The 24,933-nt window shown below is 42.8% G+C and carries 22 protein-coding genes and 1 riboswitch; of the genes, 4 read left to right on the top strand and 18 right to left on the bottom strand.

What is annotated here, in order from left to right:
- Positions 1 to 43 precede the first annotated feature (43 nt).
- The gene (locus DPG01_RS07235) at positions 44 to 1,015 is read left to right on the top strand and encodes a mechanosensitive ion channel family protein (protein WP_086209156.1); all 972 of its coding nucleotides are present in this window, start codon (positions 44 to 46) and stop codon (positions 1,013 to 1,015) included.
- Here DPG01_RS07235 and DPG01_RS07230 read toward each other — a convergent pair.
- From DPG01_RS07230 to prfB, 5 genes are all read right to left on the bottom strand, one after another.
- Entirely contained in the window at positions 1,001 to 1,711 is a 711-nt protein-coding gene (locus DPG01_RS07230) for a 16S rRNA (uracil(1498)-N(3))-methyltransferase (RefSeq protein ID WP_110974631.1), read from the bottom strand. The genes DPG01_RS07235 and DPG01_RS07230 overlap by 15 nt on opposite strands.
- Positions 1,712 to 1,925: 214 nt before the next feature.
- Positions 1,926 to 3,206, bottom strand: coding sequence for a 3-deoxy-D-manno-octulosonic acid transferase (locus DPG01_RS07225; RefSeq protein ID WP_110974630.1), 1,281 nt, complete (start codon positions 3,204 to 3,206; stop codon positions 1,926 to 1,928).
- A gap of 99 nt (positions 3,207 to 3,305) precedes the next feature.
- The gene (locus tag DPG01_RS07220) at positions 3,306 to 4,385 is read right to left on the bottom strand and encodes an alkene reductase (RefSeq protein ID WP_110974629.1); all 1,080 of its coding nucleotides are present in this window, start codon (positions 4,383 to 4,385) and stop codon (positions 3,306 to 3,308) included.
- 27 nt (positions 4,386 to 4,412) lie between these two features.
- The gene (locus DPG01_RS07215; RefSeq protein ID WP_086209159.1) at positions 4,413 to 4,712 is read right to left on the bottom strand and encodes an ArsR/SmtB family transcription factor; all 300 of its coding nucleotides are present in this window, start codon (positions 4,710 to 4,712) and stop codon (positions 4,413 to 4,415) included.
- A gap of 141 nt (positions 4,713 to 4,853) precedes the next feature.
- A protein-coding gene (gene prfB, locus DPG01_RS07210; RefSeq protein WP_110974628.1) for a peptide chain release factor 2 occupies positions 4,854 to 5,949 on the bottom strand; the annotation gives its coding sequence in 2 pieces (ribosomal slippage) (positions 4,854 to 5,876 and positions 5,878 to 5,949; 1,095 coding nt in all).
- A gap of 478 nt (positions 5,950 to 6,427) precedes the next feature.
- Here prfB and DPG01_RS07205 point away from each other — a divergent pair.
- Positions 6,428 to 7,204, top strand: coding sequence for a putative porin (locus DPG01_RS07205; RefSeq protein ID WP_086209161.1), 777 nt, complete (start codon positions 6,428 to 6,430; stop codon positions 7,202 to 7,204).
- A gap of 169 nt (positions 7,205 to 7,373) precedes the next feature.
- Complete coding sequence (locus tag DPG01_RS07200; RefSeq protein ID WP_086210249.1) at positions 7,374 to 8,129, top strand: putative porin; 756 nt, start codon at positions 7,374 to 7,376, stop codon at positions 8,127 to 8,129.
- Positions 8,130 to 8,175: 46 nt separating this feature from the next.
- On the opposite strand, the gene recJ is transcribed toward DPG01_RS07200, so the two are convergent.
- The 11 genes from recJ to DPG01_RS07140 form a co-directional block, all read right to left on the bottom strand.
- Complete coding sequence (recJ, locus tag DPG01_RS07195; RefSeq protein ID WP_110974627.1) at positions 8,176 to 9,882, bottom strand: single-stranded-DNA-specific exonuclease RecJ; 1,707 nt, start codon at positions 9,880 to 9,882, stop codon at positions 8,176 to 8,178.
- A complete protein-coding gene (gene pdxH / locus DPG01_RS07190) occupies positions 9,883 to 10,539 on the bottom strand; it encodes a pyridoxamine 5'-phosphate oxidase (RefSeq protein ID WP_110974626.1) in 657 nt (218 codons plus the stop codon). It abuts the gene before it with no gap.
- Positions 10,540 to 10,553: 14 nt separating this feature from the next.
- Positions 10,554 to 11,885, bottom strand: coding sequence for a phosphoglucosamine mutase (glmM, locus tag DPG01_RS07185; RefSeq protein ID WP_086210252.1), 1,332 nt, complete (start codon positions 11,883 to 11,885; stop codon positions 10,554 to 10,556).
- A gap of 123 nt (positions 11,886 to 12,008) precedes the next feature.
- Positions 12,009 to 13,475, bottom strand: a complete 1,467-nt coding sequence (gene guaB, locus DPG01_RS07180) for an IMP dehydrogenase (RefSeq protein WP_110974625.1) — start codon at positions 13,473 to 13,475, stop codon at positions 12,009 to 12,011.
- Between the two features lie 224 nt (positions 13,476 to 13,699).
- Positions 13,700 to 14,065 (bottom strand): YkgJ family cysteine cluster protein, encoded by a 366-nt coding sequence (locus DPG01_RS07175; RefSeq protein ID WP_110974624.1) that lies wholly within the window; start codon positions 14,063 to 14,065, stop codon positions 13,700 to 13,702.
- Positions 14,066 to 14,159: 94 nt separating this feature from the next.
- On the bottom strand, positions 14,160 to 14,957 hold the full coding sequence (locus DPG01_RS07170; RefSeq protein ID WP_110974623.1) for an MBL fold metallo-hydrolase: 798 nt from the start codon (positions 14,955 to 14,957) through the stop codon (positions 14,160 to 14,162).
- A 182-nt stretch (positions 14,958 to 15,139) separates the two neighbouring features.
- The gene (locus DPG01_RS07165; RefSeq protein ID WP_086210255.1) at positions 15,140 to 15,715 is read right to left on the bottom strand and encodes a TMEM165/GDT1 family protein; all 576 of its coding nucleotides are present in this window, start codon (positions 15,713 to 15,715) and stop codon (positions 15,140 to 15,142) included.
- Between the two features lie 84 nt (positions 15,716 to 15,799).
- Positions 15,800 to 15,940, bottom strand: a riboswitch (yybP-ykoY riboswitch).
- 34 nt (positions 15,941 to 15,974) lie between these two features.
- Positions 15,975 to 16,262 carry a hypothetical protein gene (locus DPG01_RS07155; protein ID WP_086210256.1) on the bottom strand — a complete coding sequence of 96 codons (288 nt, stop codon included), beginning with the start codon at positions 16,260 to 16,262 and terminating at the stop codon, positions 15,975 to 15,977.
- A 139-nt stretch (positions 16,263 to 16,401) separates the two neighbouring features.
- Complete coding sequence (locus tag DPG01_RS07150) at positions 16,402 to 18,369, bottom strand: 2-oxo acid dehydrogenase subunit E2 (protein WP_110974622.1); 1,968 nt, start codon at positions 18,367 to 18,369, stop codon at positions 16,402 to 16,404.
- A 2-nt stretch (positions 18,370 to 18,371) separates the two neighbouring features.
- Positions 18,372 to 21,074, bottom strand: a complete 2,703-nt coding sequence (aceE, locus tag DPG01_RS07145) for a pyruvate dehydrogenase (acetyl-transferring), homodimeric type (RefSeq protein WP_110974621.1) — start codon at positions 21,072 to 21,074, stop codon at positions 18,372 to 18,374.
- 275 nt (positions 21,075 to 21,349) lie between these two features.
- Positions 21,350 to 22,030: a M23 family metallopeptidase gene (locus DPG01_RS07140; RefSeq protein ID WP_086210259.1), complete on the bottom strand. Its 681-nt coding sequence runs from the start codon at positions 22,028 to 22,030 to the stop codon at positions 21,350 to 21,352.
- A 109-nt stretch (positions 22,031 to 22,139) separates the two neighbouring features.
- Here DPG01_RS07140 and DPG01_RS07135 point away from each other — a divergent pair, with 109 nt between their 5' ends.
- On the top strand, positions 22,140 to 22,580 hold the full coding sequence (locus tag DPG01_RS07135) for a DUF721 domain-containing protein (RefSeq protein WP_086210260.1): 441 nt from the start codon (positions 22,140 to 22,142) through the stop codon (positions 22,578 to 22,580).
- Between the two features lie 97 nt (positions 22,581 to 22,677).
- Here DPG01_RS07135 and lpxC read toward each other — a convergent pair whose 3' ends face one another.
- Positions 22,678 to 23,580, bottom strand: a complete 903-nt coding sequence (lpxC, locus tag DPG01_RS07130; protein ID WP_086210261.1) for a UDP-3-O-acyl-N-acetylglucosamine deacetylase — start codon at positions 23,578 to 23,580, stop codon at positions 22,678 to 22,680.
- A 123-nt stretch (positions 23,581 to 23,703) separates the two neighbouring features.
- Positions 23,704 to 24,900, bottom strand: coding sequence for a cell division protein FtsZ (gene ftsZ / locus DPG01_RS07125; RefSeq protein WP_086210262.1), 1,197 nt, complete (start codon positions 24,898 to 24,900; stop codon positions 23,704 to 23,706).
- Positions 24,901 to 24,933 lie beyond the last annotated feature (33 nt).

The following is a 24,933-nucleotide window of genomic DNA, read 5'->3' as shown; positions in this document are numbered from 1 at the left end:
TTTTCAGGCAAAATATGCCAAATTTTCAGTGATTGGAAGACCAGTGTCAGAACAAACCAATACTTTGAGCGAGGTTGCTCAAGGTACGTCAGAGATGCTACATGACGCGACAGCGAAAACCACGCAAAGCGTAATCGCACATACTGCAAAATATAATGATGCCTATTCGACGATTGACAAATTTGTCGATAGTTTTTGGGAACGTATGCCTTATTTTTGTATTGCGCTGATTACGTTTATCATTTTTTATCTACTCTCTAAGCTGTTCAAACTGTTTGTTCGTAAAGCACTGTCTGATCGCTCCTATACCAAGCAGAATCTTGTTCTAGTCCTAAACCGTGTCGGCAGTTCAGCCATCATCTTTATTGGTTTTCTGATTGCTATGGTGATTGCAATTCCTGGTTTCACACCCGGTCAGCTGATGAGTGCTTTAGGGATTGGCTCAGTTGCCATTGGTTTTGCTTTTAAAGATATCTTCCAAAATTTGCTTTCGGGAATTCTCATTTTATTGAGTGAACCCTTTAAAATAGGTGATGACATCATCGTCTCGGGTATGGAAGGCAATGTTGAGGATATTCAAATTCGTGCCACTTACTTACGCGCCCCAGATGGTCGTCGTATTGTGATCCCAAATGCAACTGTGTATACCAGCGCTGTTACGGTCAACACTGCCTATCCACGTCGTCGCTGTGAGTTCTTGGTCGGTATTGGTTATGAAGATGATATCAAAAAAGCCAAAGATATTATTTTAGGCATTTTAGACCGAGATACGACTATTTTAAGTCAGCCGGGTTTTAGTGTGAACGTCGCTGCACTTGCAGATTTTTCGGTTAACCTTAAAGTTCAATGGTGGGTTAACACCACAGAAACCACGGTATCTGGCTCAATCAGTGCTGTACAAGAATATGTCGTGGAAGCTTTTGCTGAACATGATATTTCTATCCCATACCCTGTTCAAGAAGTTCGCGTAGCGAAGAATGACAGCTATCCAATGGATGCTTCAACCGCCAAATAAGCGTCCTAAGACATAAGGGATCACGGTTTCAGTCCGAATAATACGGTTGCCTAAGCTCATCGCTTGGCAGCCGTTTTTTACCAGTAATTCAACTTCGTAAGGTATAAATCCACCTTCAGGCCCAATCACAATTGTACAGGGATGTTGAATTGCACTCGGCATTTTGGTCTCGCTGTAGGGATGTGCCACATAGGCAGGACAATCGGCCGAAATCAGACTTGGCAATTGATCTTCAACAAAAGGCTTAAAGCGTTTATAAATTTCAATTTTCGGCGCAACCGTATCACCGGCCTGCTCTAACCCCAAAGTCACATATTGATCCAACTGTTGTAAAAATGGGGTTTGCCAATAACTTTTATCGACCCGATAGCTGTGCAGCAAAATAATTTTCTCAACCCCTAAAGTCACCACATCCATAATCAAACGACGTAGAACTTTAGGGCGTGGCATTGCGACAATTAAAGTCACTGGCAGTTTGGCAGGTACAGACTCTTCATGTAAGGGTTTTATACGTACAGCTGTTTCGGAAACATCAACCACTTGCGTAAGATAACGCTTTCCATTTTGTATCCCGACTTTTAAAGTATCGCCGACTTTAAGCTCTAAATGACGATGTAAATGTTCAAGCTGACGCTTGGCACTAATGGACCAGAGTTCAGATTCAGTTTGGCGCGGGTCTAAGAGAACGATATTCATAATAAATAGAAAGAATCCAAACAGTGAAGGCCTAATCAGCACATGCCATCGTGAACGGCGACAAGGATGTCGCCCGCTGTGCTGAAGTACAGGATGTACCTTCAGCACAGCAAAAGATTTTTGCTACTTTTCATCTTTGAAAAGTAGGAGCCACTTACGCAAAGCCATCCATAAAATCTACAGTATTTATAGTAATGACAAACTCACTCAAATTTTATAAATAAGCATCAATCACTTGAATATGCTTTTTCAAAGAACCCGTATTCAACTGCATAATCTTTTGTGCAGATTGATTCAGTGTATTCGCTTGCTCAATATCCTCTAACAGTGTCATCAACACTGCGGCAGCCTGTTCAGCATCATCAACAACTTTCACTGCATCAGCTTGTACAAACTCATCAACAATACTTTGGAAATTAAAATAGTTTTTGCCCAAAACTGTTGGCACATTTAACGCAATCGGCTCTAAAATATTATGCCCACCCCCGGGTTCATTCAGCGAGCCACCGACAAAACAGGTATTCGATAAGGCATACCATAACCACATCTCTCCCATTGAATCGGCTAAATAGACTTGAGTTTTTGCTTCTATTCTTTGTCCCGTACTTCTGCGAGTGGTGTTTAAATTTAAACTTTGCGTGACATTAAAGACCTCATCAAAACGCTCTGGATGACGCGGTACCACAATACACAACAGTTCAGGCTGTGCATCCAAATACGGCTTAAACGCACTTAACAATTTTTGTTCTTCAGGTGCATGAGTACTGGCCATAGTGATGATCTTACGTCCAGCCAATGACCATTCTTGCCTGAGCTGAGCCGCCTGTTTAACAAATGATTCAGGCGCATGAATATCAAACTTAATACTCCCCACCACCTGCGTCTTTGACTGAACTGCACCGAGCCGGATAAAGCGCTCCGCAGTTGCATGATCTTGTGCCAAGAGCTGATCTAGTCCGTGTAACATTGGTTGCGTCAGGCTAGATACTTTGGCATAGCCTTTGGCTGATTTTTCAGAAAGACGGGCATTCATCAAAATACATGGCACCTGACTCTGCCCCGCTTGGGCAATTAAATTTGGCCACAGTTCCGTCTCCACCAAAGCCAAGAGTTTAGGCTGATACAATGCAAAGAACTGACGAACTAAGGGCTTCTGATCTGCAGGTAAATATACCGCTTGGAACAGGTCTAAATAAGGTGCTTTTAAAAAGAGTGATTTGGCCCGTGCCTGACCCGTTTTGGTGGTATTGGTTACCAAGACTGGATGACCCGCTTTTAAGTAATGTTCGATGAGAGGTTGCGCTGCGTTGGTTTCCCCCACAGATACCACATGGAACCAAATCGCTTGGCGATTTTTAACGGGTTGAAATGGCCCGAAACGTTCGAGACATTCTTGTTGAAACTGTTCTGTACTCTCTGCACGTTTTTTTATTTTAGACTTATACAGCGGTTTGATCAGCGCAAGTGCTGCGTTATACCAAAAAGGAGTAGCCAAATACGTGCTCCAAAAATCAATGCAAAAATAAAACAGCGCAACTCATGCCATGAAATGAATTGCGCTGTTATCTTGTCGCGAATTTAACGGAAAAGCAATTTAAACCGCAGCAGTTTCCATTTCAGCTAAAGTCGGATAGTCCACATAGCCTGCCGCGACATCCGTTCCAATCATATTTTCCAGTTTCAGTTCATTCAGTGGCGCATCTTGCAGTAGACGCTCATACAGGTCTGGATTGGCAATATAGTCTTTACCCCAAGACACTGCATCGGCCTGACCCGATGCCAACAGATCAATCGCATCTTCACGGCTTAAACGCATATTGGCAATCAATGGTACACCACCCGAACGTTGTTTGAGGTACGTACTGATACTGTCATCAGCCAAATATTCACGGGTAAAGAAAAACGCAATCTGACGTTGACCCAGTTGCTCTAGTGCATAACCAAAGGTTTCACGTGGATCATCATCGCCCATGTCATGCTCATCACCACGTGGAGCTAGATGCACCCCAACACGACCTGCACCCCAGACTTCAATCAATGCATCCACCACTTCAAGCAACAAACGCGCACGATTTTCTACGCTGCCACCATATTGATCTTTACGTAGATTGGTTGAGCTTTGTAAAAACTGATCAATCAAATAACCATTGGCCGCATGCAGTTCCACACCATCAAAGCCCGCCGCTTTAGCATAAACCGCTGCTTGCTTGTACTGCTCAACAATGCTTTGAATTTCAGCAATCTCTAATGCACGAGGAACCACATATTCACGTTTTGGACGTAATAAACTGACATAGCCCTTTTGTTGTACGCTACTTGCAGAAACTGGAGTTTCGCCATCCAATAAATCAGGGTGCGATACACGACCGACATGCCACAACTGCGCCACAATTAAGCCCGCTTTGTCATGTACCGCTTGAGTCACCTGTTTCCAGCCTTCAACTTGTGCTTCATTAAATAGCCCCGGTGTATTCAAATAGCCATTGGCTTCTTCCGAAATCACGGTCGCTTCAGAAATAATCAAACCTGCACTTGCACGCTGTGCATAATACTCTGCCATCATGGCTGTGGGCACACGGTCTGCTGTTGCACGACTACGCGTTAATGGAGCCATAATGACGCGGTTTTTTAAGTGTAAATCACCCAAAGTTAAAGGAGTATTCAGTTCAGCCATAGTCGCCTCGATCGCCACTTTTTTCAATTAAAGTGAACGTTGCAAATGTTCGATATATTGCTGAATCAACGCTTCATTGCGCGAAAAATATGACCACTGTCCATTTTTCTCGACTTGAATTAAACCGGCCTGCTGTAACACAGATAAATGGTTCGACATCGTCGATTGCGACACATTGCCCAACCGCTCGATATGACCTGCACATACGCCCCGTTTAAAGTCACCACATTCGTCGCTCGATAAAAATTGTTCAGGCTTTTTTAACCATTCCAAAATCTGACGACGCGTCGGATTAGCCAAGGCTTTAAAAATTAAATCTATATCCATACTCAAGACACGTTTAATGGGCAGCAAAGCGTGATTCAGTTTCTTTCATCTAATATATCGTATTTTTTCGATTTTAATATCGAATTTTTTAGATATATTGTAAAATAACTTTTAACGCTTTGCTTTCATTCATTATTTAAATTACAAACCTTGTTTTAAGCTGGCTTCAATAAACTTATCAAGGTCACCATCTAGTACTGCACCTGTATTAGAATTTTCAACACCAGTACGTAAGTCTTTAATACGTGAGTCATCCAAAACATAAGAACGAATCTGACTGCCCCAACCGATATCTGACTTCGAGTCTTCAAGTGCTTGAGCCGCTTCGTTACGTTTGCTCATTTCCAACTCATACAACTTCGCACGTAACTGTTTCCATGCATGATCACGGTTGGCATGTTGTGAACGTTGGTTCTGACATGCCACCACAATCCCTGTCGGTGCGTGGGTTAAACGTACCGCAGAGTCTGTTTTGTTAATGTGCTGACCACCAGCACCTGAAGCGCGGTAAGTATCTGTACGCACGTCAGATGGGTTGATATCAATTTCAATATTGTCATCAACTTCTGGCGACACAAACACAGCAGAGAACGAGGTGTGACGGCGGTTACCTGAGTCAAATGGCGATTTTCGAACTAAACGATGCACGCCCGATTCAGTACGCAACCAACCATAAGCATATTCACCTTCCACACGAATCGTTGCTGACTTAATCCCGGCGACATCACCGTCTGACTCTTCCATCAATTCAGCTTTAAAACCATGACGTTCAATCCAGCGCATGTACATACGCAGTAACATTGAAGCCCAGTCTTGCGCTTCTGTACCCCCTGAACCTGCTTGAATTTCCACATAACATGGGTTCGGGTCCATTGGGTTGCTGAACATACGGCGGAATTCAAGCTTCGCTAATTCTTCTTCTGCAGAATTCAATTCAGCCTGAACATCAGCCAGCAGACTCTCATCATCGGCCTCGACTGCCAAATCGAGCATCGCTTCTGCGTCTTCAAGCTGTGTTGCCAAACCATCTAACACGTTTAAGACGTTTTCAAGTTCGCCTTTTTCTTTGGCCATCGCTTGCGCACGGCTTTGATCATTCCAAATCGCTGGATCTTCTAATTCACGGAGAACCTCTTCTAAACGCTCTTTTTTCAGATCGTAGTCAAAGATACCCCCGTAATGTGAGACCACGGTCGTTTAAGTCTTTTAATTGGTTTAGATACGGATTAATTTCCACGTGAATTACTCTCAATCAATATAAAGCGAAAAAATAGTCGCTGATTATAGCACACTCAGTGGCTGTGATTATTCATCTCAAACCCGACACAACTGGCTCTTCTTCATAAGATGGAAAGTTAACCTTCAGTCAAGAAAGTGATTACTTCAATGAGCAAGCAAATCTCTATATGCTTCAGCAACCACATAAAACAAATCTGAGAGCATTTCTCAGCAGACAAATGGGCTAAACATTTTGGCCTAAAATTGTATAAAATATGGACAAAAATTATGAAGTCCACAGAATCTACACAATTTTAATAAAACAAAACATTATAAAAATATAATTTATTATCAATTATTTAAATATGAAAAATTACATGATGTAACCATGGATACAGAGCATTAACTTTCCATTGGTTGACGCTTTTTTATTTTGACCTAGACTGAAGTTGTAACAAAAAATTTAAATATCGGTCCACTTTCGAGGGGTACATTCCATGAAAAAATTAGCAATTGCTTCAGCACTTCTTTCAGCTTTGGCAATCACAGGTACTGCGCATGCCTACCAAGCAGAAGTCGGTGCTTCTGCTGGCCTAATTGATCCAGACAATGGTAGTTCAAGCGGCTCTTTTGGTGTGGATGGTACATACTACTTTAACCCCGTACAAACTCGTAATGCGCCACTTGCAGAAGCAGCATTCTTAGATCGTGCCAGTAATGTAAATGCCAAATACCAATACGATGAAGTTGGTGATGATGAACGTCAGCAATATGGCATTGGTGCAGAATTCTTCATTCCGAACTCAGACTTCTACCTCGGTGGTAAAGTTGGACGTGATGATTATTCTTTTGATAATGGCGGTGACTTTGATACTACAGTTTATAGTGCTGAAGTCGGTTATTTACCTGCTCCAGGTTTATTAATCGCTGCGGGTCTAAAGGGTTATGATAACGATTATGACGATGGCGTAGACCCAACTTTACGTGCCAAATATGTCACAACACTCAGTAATGGTAAAGACATAAACTTAGAAGCAGGTGCCGCTTTCGGAGACCTTGATGAATATAACCTTAAAGGCGATTATTTCATCGACAAAACTTTAAGCTTAGGGGCTGACTATTACAGCAATGATCTGACTGATACCAATGAATTCGGTATCAATGCTCGTAAATTCTTCACTCCACAAGTCAGCCTTGAAGGCCGTGTTGGTTTTGGTGAAGTCGGCAACAACGACTACAACAAATTCGGTGTAGCTGCGAAATACCGCTTCTAAAACCACTCAATTAAGGTTTGAAAACAAAAGCCCATTCTCGAATGGGCTTTTTTCATTTCTATAAAGCATTGTTATAAATAAAGATTGACTCTCTGCTACTTTTTTGTACACTGCGTTACAACTGTCATAGAACAGTCATTATTCTTATAACAAAGAGAGAATCTCTAAAATGCTTAAAAAACTTGCGCTTACTACAGCACTGATTGCGAGCTTCGGGACTGCACATGCTTACCAAGGTGAAATTGGTGGCACCATTGCTGTCGTTGATCCTGATCATGGGGATACTGCAACAGGTTTTGGTGTAGATGGCATCTACTACTTCAACCCTGTTCAAGTCAAAAACAATCCGCTGAATGAAGCTGCTTTTTTAAACCGCTCCAGTAATCTCAATGGCGCAGTTTCTTATATTGACTATGATATCTATGAAGTCACTGCTTTTAATGTTGGACTCGAATATTTTGTGCCAAACTCAGATTTTTATATCAACGGGAATATTGGACAAACCAAACATGAAATGGATGATGTTGAAGATCTAGATACAACAATTTATTCTGCTGAGCTTGGCTACCTTCCCGTTCCAGGCCTATTGGTTGCAGTCGGTTTATTCGGATATGATAATGATTATGGCGACGATGTAGACCCAACCTTACGTGCAAAATATGTCACCCAAGTCGGCACCTACGACATGAATTTTGAAGGTGGTGCATCTTTTGGCGATATTGATGCTTATAACTTAGCTGCTGACTTATATTTAGATAAAACCTTGAGCGTTGGTCTCGGTTTTTCTGATACAGACGAAGAAGATGCTGACGTATTTACCATTCGTGCGAAAAAATTCTTCACACAACAGGTTAGCCTAGAAGGTTCAGTTGACTTTGCTGATGAAGGCAATATATTCGGTTTACGTGGTGCTTACCGCTTCTAATTGAAACAAAAATGTATTTAAAAAAACCGCTCTATAGAGCGGTTTTTTAATGTTGTTCTAAATGCAAAATGCGAAGTTGTACACTGACATTGCCACGAAATTCATTTTTATCCAACTCATAGACCAAACGAACTTGATGATTCATCTCATTAAACTGGTACTTGTCCGCTGCATTAAAAGCAATAGCATCAACCACCTGACCATTATCTAAAGCAAGGCGTAATTTTAAATGCACTTCTTTCAACCAACGGAAATCTAAAATCTGAAAATTTCCTTCAAAAATCGGGGCTGGAAACTTTTGCCCCCATGGGCTGAGTTGTTGCAAAATATTGACCGTCTCAACCTGAATATTTTGCGCAGGGAGCTCACCATCAGTCCATAAAGTGGCTGTAAATAAACGTTCATCCTGAGCTGCCATCAGTGCTTCAAAAGCCTGTTTAAACTCTTCAAAATGGCTTTTTTGAATGGTTAATCCTGCTGCTGCTGCATGACCACCAAAGTGGCTGACCAAATATGGATATTGCTCAGCAACACACTCAATGGCATCTCGAATATGAATCCCTTCTATCGAGCGCGCTGAACCTTTGATATGTATCCCGTCTTCATCTGCTGCAAACACAATACTTGGACGGTGAAACTGTTCTTTTAAGCGCCCCGCAACAATGCCTATCACCCCCTGATGCCAATGTGGCTCGAACATCAGTAAGGCCGCAGGTAAAGCCGTATCATCCAGTTGAATCTGATCTAAGGCTGTTAAAGCCTCCTGCTTTATCGTCGCTTCAACCTGACGACGCTCCACATTCAACTGATTCAGTTGCTCCGCCAATGGATAAGCAGTAGCAAAGTCCTGTGCCAATAGACATTCAATCCCGATATCCATGGTTTCCATGCGACCTGCCGCATTAATACGTGGTCCCAGTACAAATCCCAAATCTTGCGCTTTTAAAGTTGTAGCCTCTCGCCCTGCAATCTCGAGTAATGCACTGATGCCAGGACGACATAAATGCTGCTGAATTCTCTTCAGCCCGACATCGACCAAAATACGATTATTGTAATCAAGACTGGCAACATCGGCATAAGTTCCCAAGGCCACCAAATCCAGATACTGACTCATGACGGCCGAAGACTTATTGAGTTTTTTACGATAGCTCGATAAGTTGGCTAAAACATAAAAGGCAACCCCCACACCTGCCAAAGCTTTACTTGGAAAATCACAGCCCAACTGGTTTGGATTGACTACCGCTTCAGCATTCGGTGTGGGTTTAGTGGTCAAGTGATGATCGGTAATAATCACTTGCATACCATGATCTTGCGCTTGTTTCACACCGTCATGGCTGGAAATACCATTATCAACCGTAATCAATAAATCAGGTGTAAAGGTGGTAAATGCCAAATCTGCAATCGCTGGGGTTAAGCCATAACCATATTTAAAGCGGTCTGGAACCAGATACTCTACCTGTGCCCCCATCTCACGCAAAGCCAAGACCATCAAAGCCGTACTGGTTGCACCATCTGCATCATAATCGCCGACAATGACGATTTTATGATGCTGATCCATTGCAGCATCTATCAACTGAATAGCTTCGTTTAAGCCTTTCATATTAGGTGCTAGTAGATGCTTAAGCTTTAATTCCAGTTCTTGTGCTGACGCTACACCACGACGAGCTAAAATTTCTGCAATAAACGCAGGAACATCCTGAAATAATTCAGGACGGCTAATGAAGGGTCTTTGCTTAATTTGAATGGATGACATTTATGGCATCAAACGCTTCAACAGCCAAACATCGTGCTGTTTTTCATAACTTAAGCGGTCATGCAAACGGTTCGGGCGCCCCTGCCAAAACTCATAGTAGTCTGGCTCAAGACGGTAGCCACCCCAAAATAGTGGTTTATTCAGTTCCGATTTACCTTCAACTTGGCTTTGCAATTGCTCAAAACGTTGTTGCAATACCTCACGACTTTCAATTACGCCACTTTGGGGTGTACTGATATGTGCCGCAATTTGGCTATCTCGTGGACGCTTATGATAGTAGTCTGTCGATTCCGCTTCAGAAATTTTGACCACTTTACCCCCAATGCGAATTTGACGCTCCTGCTCCTGCCAATAGAACAGTAACTCTGCATACGGATTTTCAGCCAAATCATTGCCTTTTTGGCTATCATAATTGGTATAAAAATCATATCCAGCTTCGGTTGCACCTCGTAAGAGAACAGTCCGCACATGTGGACGACCCTGCCCACTCGCTGTTGCCAGCGACATCGCATAAGGCTCATGCAATTGTGCTTCTAGTGCATGATTGAACCAAAGTAAAAACTGGGCATGTGGATGGGTTTCTACTCGTGCTTCGTACAACTCACCTTTTTGGTAACTTAAACGAAGCTCGCTGAGATCTTTAATTAAATCAGTCATTTTTCAACTCCTTACTAAGCTGCATTCGCACGTACGGCATCAGCCAATGTATGAGCTAAAGTACTAACTTCATCGAGATCATCCCCTTCCACCATGACACGAATCACAGGTTCAGTCCCTGACTTGCGAATCAACAAACGACCACGACCTTTGAGTTGTTGCTCTGCTTTATCAAATTCAGCCACCAAAGCAGGCACTGCATAAGGATCAAACATCGCCTCTAAACGGACATTCACCAACACATTCGGTAAAAGCTTAAATTCAGCAACCAGTTCATGCAGGGCTTTCTTCTGCTCAACCATCACCGTCAACACTTGCAACGCTGCAATGATGGCATCGCCTGTCGTACTTTTATCTAGTGTTAAAATATGTCCAGATGGCTCACCACCAATAACCCAACCTTTTTCCTCTAGACCTTGTAGGACATAACGATCTCCCACTTTGGCACGTAATAATTCAACACCTGCTTTTTCTAAGGCAAGCTCTAAGGCCATATTCGACATCAGAGTACCCACAATTCCTGCTGGCTTTTTCTGCGTTTGCGTTGCGAGGATATAGAGGACATGATCTCCATCAATCAACTTGCCTGTTTTATCCACCAAAATAACCCGATCTGCATCACCATCAAATGCAATACCCAAATCAGCTTTATGCTCAACGACAGCTTTTTGTAAGCTTTCTGGATGGGTCGAACCACAACCCTTATTGATATTTAAACCATTTGGTTCATTGTGAATAGCAATGACTTTCGCACCCAATTCACGAAAAACTGCTGGCCCTACATGATAGGCAGCCCCATTGGCACAATCCACCACAATCGTTAAGTCATTTAAATCGTAGTGGTATGGAAAGGACGATTTACAAAATTCAATATAACGACCTTGTGCATCATCAACGCGAACACTTTTACCTAGGTTTTCAGTATCTTCAATGAAAATATCATTTTCTAATTCAAGGTTGATTTCTTCTTGTAGCGTATCTGGGAGTTTCTTCCCTTCACTTGAAAAAAACTTAATCCCATTATCAAAATATGGATTATGCGAAGCAGAAATGACAATCCCTAAATTTGCATGTAGAGCACGAGTCAAATGAGCGATAGCAGGGGTTGGTAGAGGCCCCAATAAATGTACATACACACCCGCAGCATTAAGACCCGATTGAAGTGCAGATTCCAAAATATAACCAGATAAACGCGGGTCTTTTCCCATGACCACCACCGGTTTAGCTTTTTTACTATGACGCTTAATCACTTTACCTGCGGCAAATCCTAACTTCAGCGCAAATTCAGGAGTAATAGGGAGAACGCCAAATTTTCCACGAATACCGTCGGTACCAAAATAACTCATGTATGTCTCACTTCTTAATGGGTGATTTGCATCATCCTTTTTCATTGTGAAATACTTTACACCAAAACGAAAAAGCCGTCATTTTTATGACGGCTTTTACATTAAACAATTGGTATAGCTGAATTAGCCAACGCGGTAGTTCGGTGCTTCTTTGGTAATTGTCACATCATGGACATGTGACTCAGACATGCCCGCAGATGTAATTTTCACAAACTTCGCATTTTGACGAAGATCTTCAATCACAGATGAACCCGTATAGCCCATAGAAGAACGTAAACCGCCCATCATTTGGTGTACGATGTTACCCATCGGGCCTTTGTATGGCACACGACCTTCGATCCCTTCTGGAACTAACTTTTCCGCACCTGCTTTAGAGTCTTGGAAATAGCGATCCGCAGAACCTGTTGCCCCTGCCATCGCGCCCAATGAACCCATACCACGATAGGCTTTATAGTAACGACCTTGGAAGAATTCAACTTCACCTGGCGCTTCTTCAGTTCCTGCAAGGAGTGAGCCAACCATAATCGTGCTCGCACCAGCGCCAATCGCTTTTGCCATATCGCCAGAGAAGCGGATACCACCATCTGCAATCAATGGAATTTGGTCTTTCAATGCATTGGCAACGCTATCAATCGCAGAAATCTGCGGCATACCAATACCAGCCACAATACGAGTGGTACAGATTGAACCTGGGCCAATACCGACTTTAACTGCGTCAGCACCTGCATCCAATAAAGCCAAAGCGGCATCGCCAGTGGCAATGTTACCGCCAATCACTTGGACTTGTGGGTAATTCGCTTTTACCCAACGTACACGCTCGATTACACCCGCAGAATGACCATGTGCAGTATCCACGACAATCGCATCCACACCCGCCTCAACCAGTGCTTCAACACGGCTTGGTGTTTCTGCACCTGTACCAACTGCAGCACCCACACGTAAACGGCCGAGGTCATCTTTACAGCTGTTTGGATAGCTTTCCGCTTTACGGAAATCAGTGACCGTAATTAAGCCTTTAAGTTCGTTGTGTTCACCCACAACCAAAACTTTTTCAATACGATGCTTTTGCAATAATGCTTGAATATTTTCTTTCGATTCACCTTCACGCACTGTCACCAAACGATCTTGGCCTGTCATGATATTGCTTACAGATTGCTCAAGGTTCGTTTCAAAGCGTGTATCACGACCAGTCACGATACCAACTACTTTGCCATCCTTCACAACAGGTACACCGCTGATATTGTTGGCTTGAGTAATCGAGATCAATTCACGCACTGTGGTTTCAGGTGTTACAGTGATTGGATCTTTCACCATTCCTGCTTCAAATTTTTTCACACGACGGACTTCTGCAGCTTGTGCAACAATATCCATGTTCTTGTGTAAAATACCAATACCACCGTTTTGCGCCATCGCAATCGCCATACGCGATTCAGTCACCGTATCCATTGCTGCTGACACAAGTGGGATATTTAAATTAATGCCGCGCGTGAATCGTGTCTTTAAAGAGACATCTTTTGGGAGAACAGTAGAGTAGGCAGGGAGTAATAGGACATCATCAAAAGTTAACGCGTCTTGAACGATGGTCAACATAACAGTCTCACTGGTAATTTCCGTGCGCTATTATAAACAAAAATAGCCTTAAATTTCATTGCAATTGCAAAAATTATTTTTTTGTCTTAGAAAAGAATATGATAAAACACGTATTTTGTTTTTGAGCTATCATTTTCACGCTTATTTTTTTATTTCTTCTTTTGCAAAGGATTTAGGTCATATTTAAAAATGAAAAAGTAGAGCCTTAGCTCCACTTTTTGCAATTAGCATACCTGATTAAACCCTTCATCATTGACCGATAAGCCTGCGTCTAGTTGCACAAAAGGAATCATATTGTGTGCACGTCGTGCTTTGTTGCATTGATCGTCAGCAATCTGAACTTCTTTACATGATGAACTCCGTTGTTCATACATACCACAACTCACCTGCTCACCAATAGCTCCATCTAGTGCAATACAACGTGGGTTTGCTTGATTCGTTCCCACCATACATGAGTACACAGCCGTCACAGGCTCGACATAGTGCTCAGGCATGGGAATACCTTCGGCCCAATAAAATGAGACTCTAAAAAAGGCACAACATGCCCCACAGCTTAAACAGGCATCTTCCGTCGGAACTTGAGACAACATCCTTTATATTCTCGTTTTCAAAAAACTTTTTTGGAAGAAAATATTAAAAAAATTGTGGTCGCCAAACAAGCAAAATTTACGACTATTTTGTCACTTAAGTGGGACAGGTAAATACACTCTCGTCCATCAAATCTGTGCCACATTCCAAACCTTCAATCCAGTCTAAGAACTGATGGATCTGCTCTTGACCAATAAAAGGGGTCCCATGTTGTGGCACGATCATTTCGATATCCATCGTGCGGACCATGTTGACCCATAAACGGATCACTTTGTTATTACACATATAGCGCTGATGAAACCCTTTCATTTTAGGAATATGCGCAGCAAAGTTTTCTAAAGGTTTTGAGGCATCATCCACCATTGATGCCCCCATATCACCTGAAAACAAAATCTTGGCAATCGGGTCATAAAACTGAAAATTGCCTACCGAATGTAGAAAATGGGCAGGTACAGCAATAATGGAAGATTGACCCAAAGTGATGACTTGACCATGATCAGGCAATTCCACCAACCGATCTAACCAGTTGCCTTTCATCCGCTCACTCATAAATGCAGAGTTCAAATGCGGTAAAAAACGTGCCCACAGTTTAGAAGCCACAACTTTTGCCTCGGTATACACTAACCAACGTGGCATTGAGGTGATAATGTCCGGATCTTGATGTGAAGCCATGACATAATCAAGATTGGTCAAACGAGTATATTTATTCAACTCCATCGTGAGTGGTACATAGGTTAAATCTCCACCCGGATCTAACACTGCAGCACGTTCATGGTCAATAATTAAAAACTGGTTCGCCTGAACGCCTTCACCTTTGACCAAGCTGGTAAAGCTAATACATTTATGTGTGCCATCATCATATAAAACCTGTGACGTTGTACGGTCAAATGCCATACCAATCCCCTCAAAATACTGTTTTTCTTAAACGACTTTTTAATGCCTACAACATATATGGATTTACACAAACTTACAATGCATTTGCGACCAATATCATTTGATATATCAATAAATTGAGGATGATTTAACAATAAAAAATCCCGATTTTTTAAGTCGGGATTGGTGATTTTTATAGTGAATTAGAAGAAATAATGCTGTACTAGTGTAGAAATACCCACAACTAAAAAAATCGCTGCACCAATTTTATGAATCAACGAAATCGGTAATTTATCTGCCAATTTATCGCCAATAAACACAGCGGGTGCATTGGCCAACATCATACCGAAAGTCGTACCCAACATGACCCAAAAAATACTGTCAAAACGTGCAGCCAAAGCTACTGTCGCAATTTGAGTCTTATCGCCAATTTCCGCTAAGAAAAATAAGATAAAGGTTGCGCCAAATACCCCAAACTTTTGCCATTTATTAATGCTTTCAGTTTCGTCCCCCAATTCATCGGGGATCAACATCCAGATCGCCATCCCAATAAAGCCAAGTGCAAGTATCCACAATAGAATTTCGGGGCTAAGTACTGTCGTAATCCATTGGCCCAACACCGCAGAGATACCATGATTGATCGTCGTCGCAAGTAAAATTGCAATTAAGATCGGGATGGGTTTACGGAAACGCGCTGCAAGTAAAAGCGCAAGCAATTGGGTCTTATCACCCATTTCAGCAAGGGCAACAATTGAAGTGGAGATGAGGAATTCATACATAGTTGAATGCTCTGGCTAGCAAAATATACCGATGACCTACCCCTCCTGCTAGCCAAAATCAAATAGATTGATGCAGAGTGGTAAATCAAAGGTCTTGCCAACAAAAGCACGACTGAAAAGTCGTTTTTGGTTCTTTGCTATGATGACCATGTTCTGTTGAACAATTATGTTGATCATCACCCCTTTACTTTGCGTAAAGAGCGGCTACTCCCCAATGAAGTGATAGCATTTTACCAAACAATCAGAACTTTTTGAATCTCTATATCCAAATTTTTTGGTAAGTCCACATCAACACACGAGCAATACCCAATATAAAAGCTAAATTCACACTTAAACAAAAAAAACCAAAAATACCCCAGCCACTTGCACCACCAACACTTTGGGCTTGATACTCCATGGCCAAAACCATAGTCGCCGCAAGCACCTCCAACCCCATGACGATATACATCACCCAGTCTGATGAAAAATCTAAGAAACTTACCCACAAACCCATTAATACAAAAACAATCAATAATATAGGCAATACAATTCGATAGATCACCAGCATCCTTGCACCTCATCTCAAATAGAATCGTTATCAGTCTAAAATTATTTTAAAAGAAAGCCTGAATCAATAAAATCACACTTATTATTATCCCAAAACATAAAAACCCCGCCTAGGCGAGGTTTTCTAAATTTAAATCATATCAGATCAACAAGCTACGGATGTCTTTTAGTAACTTGGTGAGTTTATTGGTAAAGCGTGCTGCATCTGCCCCATTGATCACACGGTGATCATAAGACAAGGACAATGGTAACATCAGCTTAGGATCAAAACCTTGCCCATTCCATACCGGTTGCATCGTTGCAGGTGAAATACCCAAGATTGCAACTTGCGGCCAGTTCACTAATGGCGTAAATGCTGTGCCACCGATTGCACCGAGACTTGAAATGGTGAAGTTTGCGCCTTGAAGATCTTTCGGCGAAAGCTTCTTATCACGGGCTTTTTGACCCAGTACACCGAGCTCCACCGCAATTTCTTTGATAGACTTTTGGTCTGGATTACGCAGTACAGGAACAGTCAAACCATCTGGTGTTGCTACAGCAATGCCCATATGAATTTCATTACGCAACAGTACAGATTTGCCATCATCAGCCAAGTGACCTGCAAAATCACGCTCTTCTTTCAACAGATGCGCAACAGCTTTAATAATGAAAGCCATAATGGTCAAGCTAATGCCATCTTTCTTAAAGTTGCCTTTAAGATCATTACGCCAAGCTTCAAGCTCAGTAATATCCGCCAAATCAAACTGAGTGACTTGTGGAATATAGTTGTTTAAAGACAACTGAGGAATAGAGACTTGTTGCAGACGTGTCAGCACTTTCTCTTCTACACCACCAAAAGCACTAAAGTCCGGCAGTTTCGGTAAGCCCGCAGTGGCAGCAACCGCCGCAACAGGTGCTGTTTGCGGTGCTGTCAAGCGACCTTTCACATAAGCAAAAATGTCATCTTTCATTAAACGTGCATGTGGACCAGAGGCTTTGACTTCTGCCAGTACTACCCCCAACTCACGCGCCAATTTACGTACCGCAGGACCCGCATAGACTTTAGCATTGGCTGCATTTTGCTCTTTGGTCAGCTTATCTGCGCCTTGAACTAGTGGTGCAGTCTGTACAACAGGCGTCTCTACTGGCGCAGTTGTAACTTGAGCAATTGTAGGTTTCGCTGGTGTCTGAGCAACAGCTTGAGCTACTGGTGCAGAGGCTTGCCCCTCAGCTTCAATAGTCACCAAAGCCACGCCTTCTGAGACATTTTGACCCAATACAACATGAATCGCTTTAATCACACCTGCTGTCGTACTTGGTACTTCAACCGTTGCTTTGTCTGACTCAACCACGATGATACTCTGGTCTTTTTCAACCGTATCACCGACTGACACCAAAATTTCAGCAACAGTCGCTTTGTCTACACCCAAATCAGGCACTGCAATTTCAACTGCACCTACAGGCGCAGCAGCAACTTGTGGTGCCGCTTCAGCAGGCTGAGCTTCAGTGGTTTGAGGCGTTGCAACTTGCGTAGGCTCAGCAGTCGCTTGTGTAATTGAAACTGCTGTTTTTACAGTCAGAATCACCACACCCTCTTTAACACTGTCACCCACTTGAATGCCAATTGATTGCACTGTACCTGAAACCGTACTCGGGACTTCAACGGTGGCTTTGTCTGATTCAACCACAAGGATGCTTTGATCGACAGCAATCTCATCGCCAACCGACACCAAAATTTCACCAACAGTTGCTTTTTCTACACCGATGTCTGGCACTTGCACATCAATCACTTGTGATGCTGTAGTCGCAGCTGGTGCAACCGTTTCAGCAACAGCAGGGACAGGCTTTTCTTCAGCTTGTACAACCTCAGCCTGTGCTTGTGCCGTTGGCGCTTCAGTTTGTCCCTCGGCTTCTAGCTCAATCAGTGCTGCACCTTCGGCAACCGAGTCACCTAAGTTCACCAAAATACTTTTCACCACACCTGCTGAAGTGCTCGGCACTTCAACAGAGGCTTTGTCGGATTCCAGTAAAATAATGCTGTCATCGACACTAATGCGATCGCCGACTTTCACTAAGATTTCAGCGACGGTCGCCTTATCTACACCAATATCAGGAGTCGTAATTTGCATGATTATTTCTCCTCTTTGTAGTCTGCAACAGCGTGAATCTCAGGTGTTGCTTGCGGTGCCCACGCCACAGGACGATCCGTATCTAATTCAAAATTAGAAATCGCATCTTTGACTAAACGTGCATCTACTTCACCTTCATCAGCCAATTTCTTCAAGGTAGCAACCACAATGTGCGCCGCATCTACACCGAAGTAGCTGCGTAAGTTCGCACGTGTATCAGAACGACCGTAACCGTCTGTACCCAATGCTACAAATGGACGACCATCTGGTAAATACGCACGGATTTGCTCGCTATAAGCACGCATATGATCGGTTGCAGAAACTACAATCCCCTCTTTCCCACGCAACTGCTGAGATACCCAAGACTCTTTCACATCTTCAGTCACAGGGTGTAAGCGGTTGTATTCTTCACATGCCATACCATCACGTGCTAATTCGTTGAAGCTGGTCACACTCCACACATTTGAGTGAATTTGGTATTCATCACGTAAGATTTTCGCAGCCTTGATGACTTCACGCAGAATTACGCCTGAACCCATCAACTGAACCGTAGCTTTTTCATCTTCTTGGAACAAGTACATACCACGTTTGATGCCTTCCTCAGCGCCTACTGGCATTTCAGGATGCTCGTAGTTTTCGTTCATGACCGTTAAGTAGTAGAACACACGCTCTTGGTTGACATACATACGTTGTAAACCATCATGCACAATGACCGCTAACTCATAACCGAAACATGGGTCATACGACACACAGTTTGGAATGGTGTTGGCTAAAATGTGTGAGTGACCATCTTGGTGTTGTAAACCTTCACCGTTTAGCGTGGTACGGCCCGCGGTTGCACCCAATAAGAAACCTTGCGCTTGTGCATCACCTGCTGCCCATGCAATGTCACCAATACGTTGGAAACCAAACATTGAGTAATACATGTACATTGGAATCATTGGCAAGTTATTGGTTGAATAACTGGTTGCCAACGCCGCCCACGCACTCATCGCGCCCGCTTCGTTGATCCCTTCTTGTAACATGTGACCGTCTTTGGCTTCACGGTAATGCATCAATTGTTCTTGGTCTTCAGGTGTGTATTTTTGGCCGTGTGCGGCATAAATACCCAACTGACGGAACATACCTTCTAAACCAAAGGTACGCGCTTCATCAGGAACGATTGGCACAACACGGTCTTTAATCGCTTTTTCTTTCAAGAGTGAAGAAATCAAGCGCACCATTACCATAGTGGTTGACTGTTCTTTACCTGCTGAACCTTTTAACACCGCATCAAATACGGACAATGCAGGAATCGCGAGCTGTTCACTTTCTTTACGACGTGCAGGTAAATATCCCCCCAAAGCTTCACGACGTGCCTTCATATATTTCAATTCAGGAGAGTTTTCGCTTGGACGATAGAATGGAACTTCTTCTAACTGCTCATTGGTAAATGGCAAGTTAAAACGGTCACGTACATATTTCAAAGAGTCAATCTGCATCTTTTTGATTTGGTGCGTTTTATTGACTGCTTCAATTTCTTCAGACAAACCATAACCTTTCACCGTTTTCGCAAGGATGACCGTTGGCTGACCTTTGGCTTTCATCGCTTCTGCATAAGCAGCAAATACCTTGTACGGATCATGACCACCACGGTTGAGGTTATCAATATCCTCATCACTCAGGTCTTTGATTAATTCTTTTGCTTCAGGATACTTACCAAAGAATTTCTCACGGGTGTATGCACCACCTTTGACTTGGTAGCGTTGGTAATCACCATCCACCGCTTCTTCCATTACCGCTTTTAAAGCGCCTGTGCTGTCTTTAGCAAGTAACGGATCCCAATGACGACCCCATACCACCTTAATGACACGCCAGCCCGCACCACGGAATAAAGATTCTAGTTCTTGAATGATTTTACCATTACCACGTACTGGGCCATCTAGACGTTGTAAGTTACAGTTCACCACCCAGATCAAGTTATCTAACTTTTCACGACCAGCCAGTGAGATTGCACCTGTACTTTCAGGCTCATCCATCTCGCCATCGCCTAGATATGCCCAGACTTTACGATCTTCTTCTTTAATTAAACCACGGTTCATCAAGTACTTTTGAATATGTGCTTGATAGATCGACATGATTGGCCCTAGACCCATAGATACCGTTGGGAACTGCCAATAATCAGGCATGAGGTATGGGTGCGGATACGAAGGTAAACCAATCCCACCAACTTCACGACGGAAATTATTCAAATGCTCTTCGGTTAAACGACCTTCAAGGAATGAACGTGCATAAATACCCGGTGCACAGTGACCTTGATAATAAATCATGTCGCCGCCAAAGCTGTCATTATTGGCACGGAAAAAGTGGTTAAAACCGACATCATATAAAGTTGCTGAAGATGCAAAGCTGGCCAAGTGACCACCTAAGTCATCACCCGTTTTGTTGGCACGAAGTACCATTGCCAAAGCATTCCAACGAATCAACGCACGGATACGACGCTCCATGTCTTGATCGCCTGGCATTGCAGGTTCTTCAGCCACTGAAATTGTATTTAAATAAGGCGTGTTTAAACGCTGAATAGGGACATGTTTAGCGATTGCTTGTTGATACAGTTTTTCCAGTAGAAAAGCTGCACGCTCAGTCCCCATGTGTTGTAAAACGGAGTCAAACGCATCTTGCCATTCTTGCGTTTCTTGCGCGTCAGTATCACCATAAAACGCCATAATTCACCTATTTCGATATCCTAATCTTATGAGCTAATATGTATCATACTTTCGTCCTATAAGAGTATCGCTACAGCTGAATATGGCCCACCCCTACTATTTAGCAGCTAAATAGTCATTGACCATTCGTTACCCAAGTTAACAAAAAACCGCCAATTTAGGCGGTTTTTTATACATTTAATGCGATTTTTTGATGCTAATTTAGGTTACGTCAGACCTGTATTCCTTTTCAAACATCAGACCAACGGTAAGTTCGGATCATCGTTCAAAACGGATTAAGGCAACATTGCGAGATAAGTCGATGGGTTTTTACGTTGACCATCTTTAACTACTTCATAGTGTAAGTGTGGGCCAGTACAACGACCTGTACAGCCCACATTGGCAATATGCTCACCAGCGTCTACACGGTCGCCAACACGAGCGATTAAACGTGAAGCATGTGCATAACGTGTGATATACCCGTTACCATGGTTAATTTCAACATATTGCCCATAACCTGTACCCCAACCTGACTTGGTCACAATTCCTGGGCCTGTTGCGTAAATTGGAGTACCACTTGGTGCAGCAAGATCAAGGCCTGAATGACGTTCTGCACGACCATTCATCGTACGACCGCCATAGTTTGAACTGACCCGTGCGCTTGGTAATGGATGTGCAATTAGCCATGAATGAGGGTTGTTTGAAAAACCTTTTGAAGAAGATTCTGAGCCGTATTTTTTAGCCAGTGAAGCATTGTTAAGCTCAACTGTTTTCTCACGGAGTTGCACTGACATTTTCGTTTCAGCAGGAAGATCAATATCATCTGCAGTATAAGCACCTTCTGACAAAGTGCGTGTCAGTTGCTCAATTCGATCCGAAGATGCGTTATTTGTATTGAGCTCAACTAAATCGGCGAAGGCCACAGACGCAGCCGATGCCGCAAAAGAAAAAGCCAACAAAATACGTCGCATATGCATAAAAAAACCTCTTCAAACTGTTCTTACAAACATTTCTTGCGTGATCTCGTCCTTGATATCTACTGAAAAGAACGCATAAGATTAAGACATCAACATGAAGGAAATATGTATGTCCGAACCAGTGAATCTCTTTCAACAAACAAGAAAACACATAAAAACAGGAAACTTAACGTTTCTCTCAAAGCAAGTTGCTGCATGGCAGAAACTCACTAAACTGATCCAACCTATCCTACCGCAACCAGAGCAGTGGCAGGTTGTTTGTTATCAATATGGTATTTTGACGATTACCGGCGAAAATCAAGCGATGATTAGTCAACTTGGTTACCTTCAAAAACAATATATTGCACAACTGTCGCAACTTGACGAGTTTAAGGACTTACAAAAACTCCAAGTTCGTTTGAGAATCCCATCCCAAACACCCGCAAAAATACAATCTATTTCAAGATCGCTCAGCACCGAAACTCAAGATCTAATTCGAGGTGCTGCTGACTTTGTGAGCGACCCTAAGCTTAGCCAAGCAATGCGCCGTTTGGCAAGCAAAAAAAAGTAACCCAGCTTTGAATACGGTCTAAACCCAACTACTTAAATGTGAAATACATCACAATATCAAAAGTTACAATATAACATCACATAGCAAAGACAATGACTTAAGTCACACTCACGTATGGAATTGGACACTGATCTTCGTCATCAAATGTTACAATTTCATAGCTACTTGGGTCACTTTTAACATTGCGTAATAACTGATTATTCAAAGCATGGCCTGACTTATATCCATCAAATTTAGCAATAATTTGGTGACCAAGCAGATAAAGATCACCGACGGCGTCTAATATTTTGTGACGAACAAATTCATCCGAAAAGCGTAAACCTTCCTCATTCACTACGCCTGTTTCATCAACCCCAATTGCATTATCTAAACTGGCCCCCAAAGCCAAATTATTGGCCTTGAGATAATCCAAATCCTTCATAAAACCAAAAGTACGGGCTTCACTGACTTCATAAACGAAGGTTTCAGTTGAAAAATCAATAGTGGCTGACTGATATTCTTTCTTAAAGGCGGGATGATCAAAATCAATAGTAAAATTCAGTTGAAACCCTTTATGTGGGCTGAAAATGGCGCGTTTGTCGTCAATGAGTGCTTCAACAGGCTTTAGAATTTTTATAAATTTTTTAGGGGCATCTAGTTCTTTTAGGCCGCCTTGCATGAGCAAGTAAATGAAAGGGCCAGCACTACCATCCATAATTGGCACTTCAGATGCAGACACTTCAATAATCAGATTATCAATGCCCAGACCAGCTATCGCACTCATGACATGTTCAATGGTACCGACCTTGGTATCCTCTTGAACCAAGTTAGAACACATAAATGCTTCTTGAATTAGCATTGCATTGGCAAGAATGTCTACAGGTGGGTTAAGATCAATACGACGAAATACAATTCCACCGTCCGCATGATGTGGCACAAAGTTAATTAAAACTTTTTGCCCACTATGCAGACCAATACCGCTTGCTTTTACGACACGTTGTAAAGTTCTTTGTTTCAACATGTTTCATATCATCTCACCACTAAACCGCTATACGTTAGCATATTTAGCCATTGATAAAAAACAAAAAGGTAGTCAGAGACTACCTTTTCTTCAAATAATGCGGAATTACCACACGGGCAAGCACTACTTACGTTGTTGATTTTTCAAATAATCTTGAATACTCATTGGCGTTGGGCGCGCCGCACTCACAGCAGATGCAGAATTTGCTGTCGCAGCCGCATCTTGGTTCTGACGCTGGATTGCTGGTACATCATCATCTTCAACTACCGCTTGCGTTGTATGCCCATGTTGTGCTACTTGCACATGTGCATTTGGACGTTTCACGGGCTCAGCAGAATCTGCTGAATTTCGAGTCAAGCCAGTTGCAATCACAGTGACACTGATTTCATCACGCGCATCTGGATCAAATACAGTGCCGTAGAACACTTGGCCTTCGTCTAGATCGACAATTTGGTTCACAACATCAGTAATTTCTTCGATTTCACCAAAGGTGACATCATCGCCGCCCGTTACATTGATGAGAATACCTTTGGCATTCATGATGGTCACATTATCTAGCAATGGGCTACGGATCGCTTGTTCAGCCGCTTGACGTGCGCGGTTCTCACCACGACCTAAACCAGCACCCATCATGGCATAACCACGTGTGCTCATCGCTGTTTTCAAGTCAGCGAAGTCAAGGTTAATATGACCTGGGCGTACCACCAAATCAAAGATACTACGTACCGCATTAAGAAGAACATCATCGGCTTTTTTGTAGGCATCTTTCATTGAGATGTCACGGAAAACTTTCAACAAGCGTTGGTTTGGAATGATGATTAAAGAATCTACATGCGCTTCTAATGCTTCAATCCCTTGCTCAGCAGATTGAAGGCGACGCTTACCTTCAAAGTTAAATGGTGTCGTTACCACGCCTACGGTTAAGATACCCATTTCTTTGGCAATTTCAGCAACCACTGGTGCTGCACCTGTACCTGTACCACCGCCCATACCCGCAGTCACAAACACCATATCAGTGCCTTCAAGGTGCTGACGAATCAAGTCACGGCTTTCTTCAGCCGCTGCTTGACCCACATTCGGATTGGCACCAGCACCTAAGCCACGAGTACTTTGTTCACCCAACTGGATTTTGAATTGTGCATTCATACGGTCTAGCGCTTGCTTGTCCGTATTGGCACATACAAATTTTACACCTTGAATGTCTGACTCAAGCATGTGTTGTACGGCATTACCACCTGCACCACCAACACCAAACACAGTAAAACGGGCTTGACCGTTGCTATCGGTTTGATCATCTTCTAAAAATTCAAATGAGGCCATGACCTATAGATTTCCTAATTCGTTATTGGCAGT

The sequence above is a fragment of the Acinetobacter sp. WCHAc060042 genome (genome assembly GCF_003231195.1).
GTDB lineage: Bacteria > Pseudomonadota > Gammaproteobacteria > Pseudomonadales > Moraxellaceae > Acinetobacter.
The sequence above is the reverse complement of the archived record's forward strand: the minus strand, read 5'-3'. Positions and strand labels throughout refer to the sequence as shown.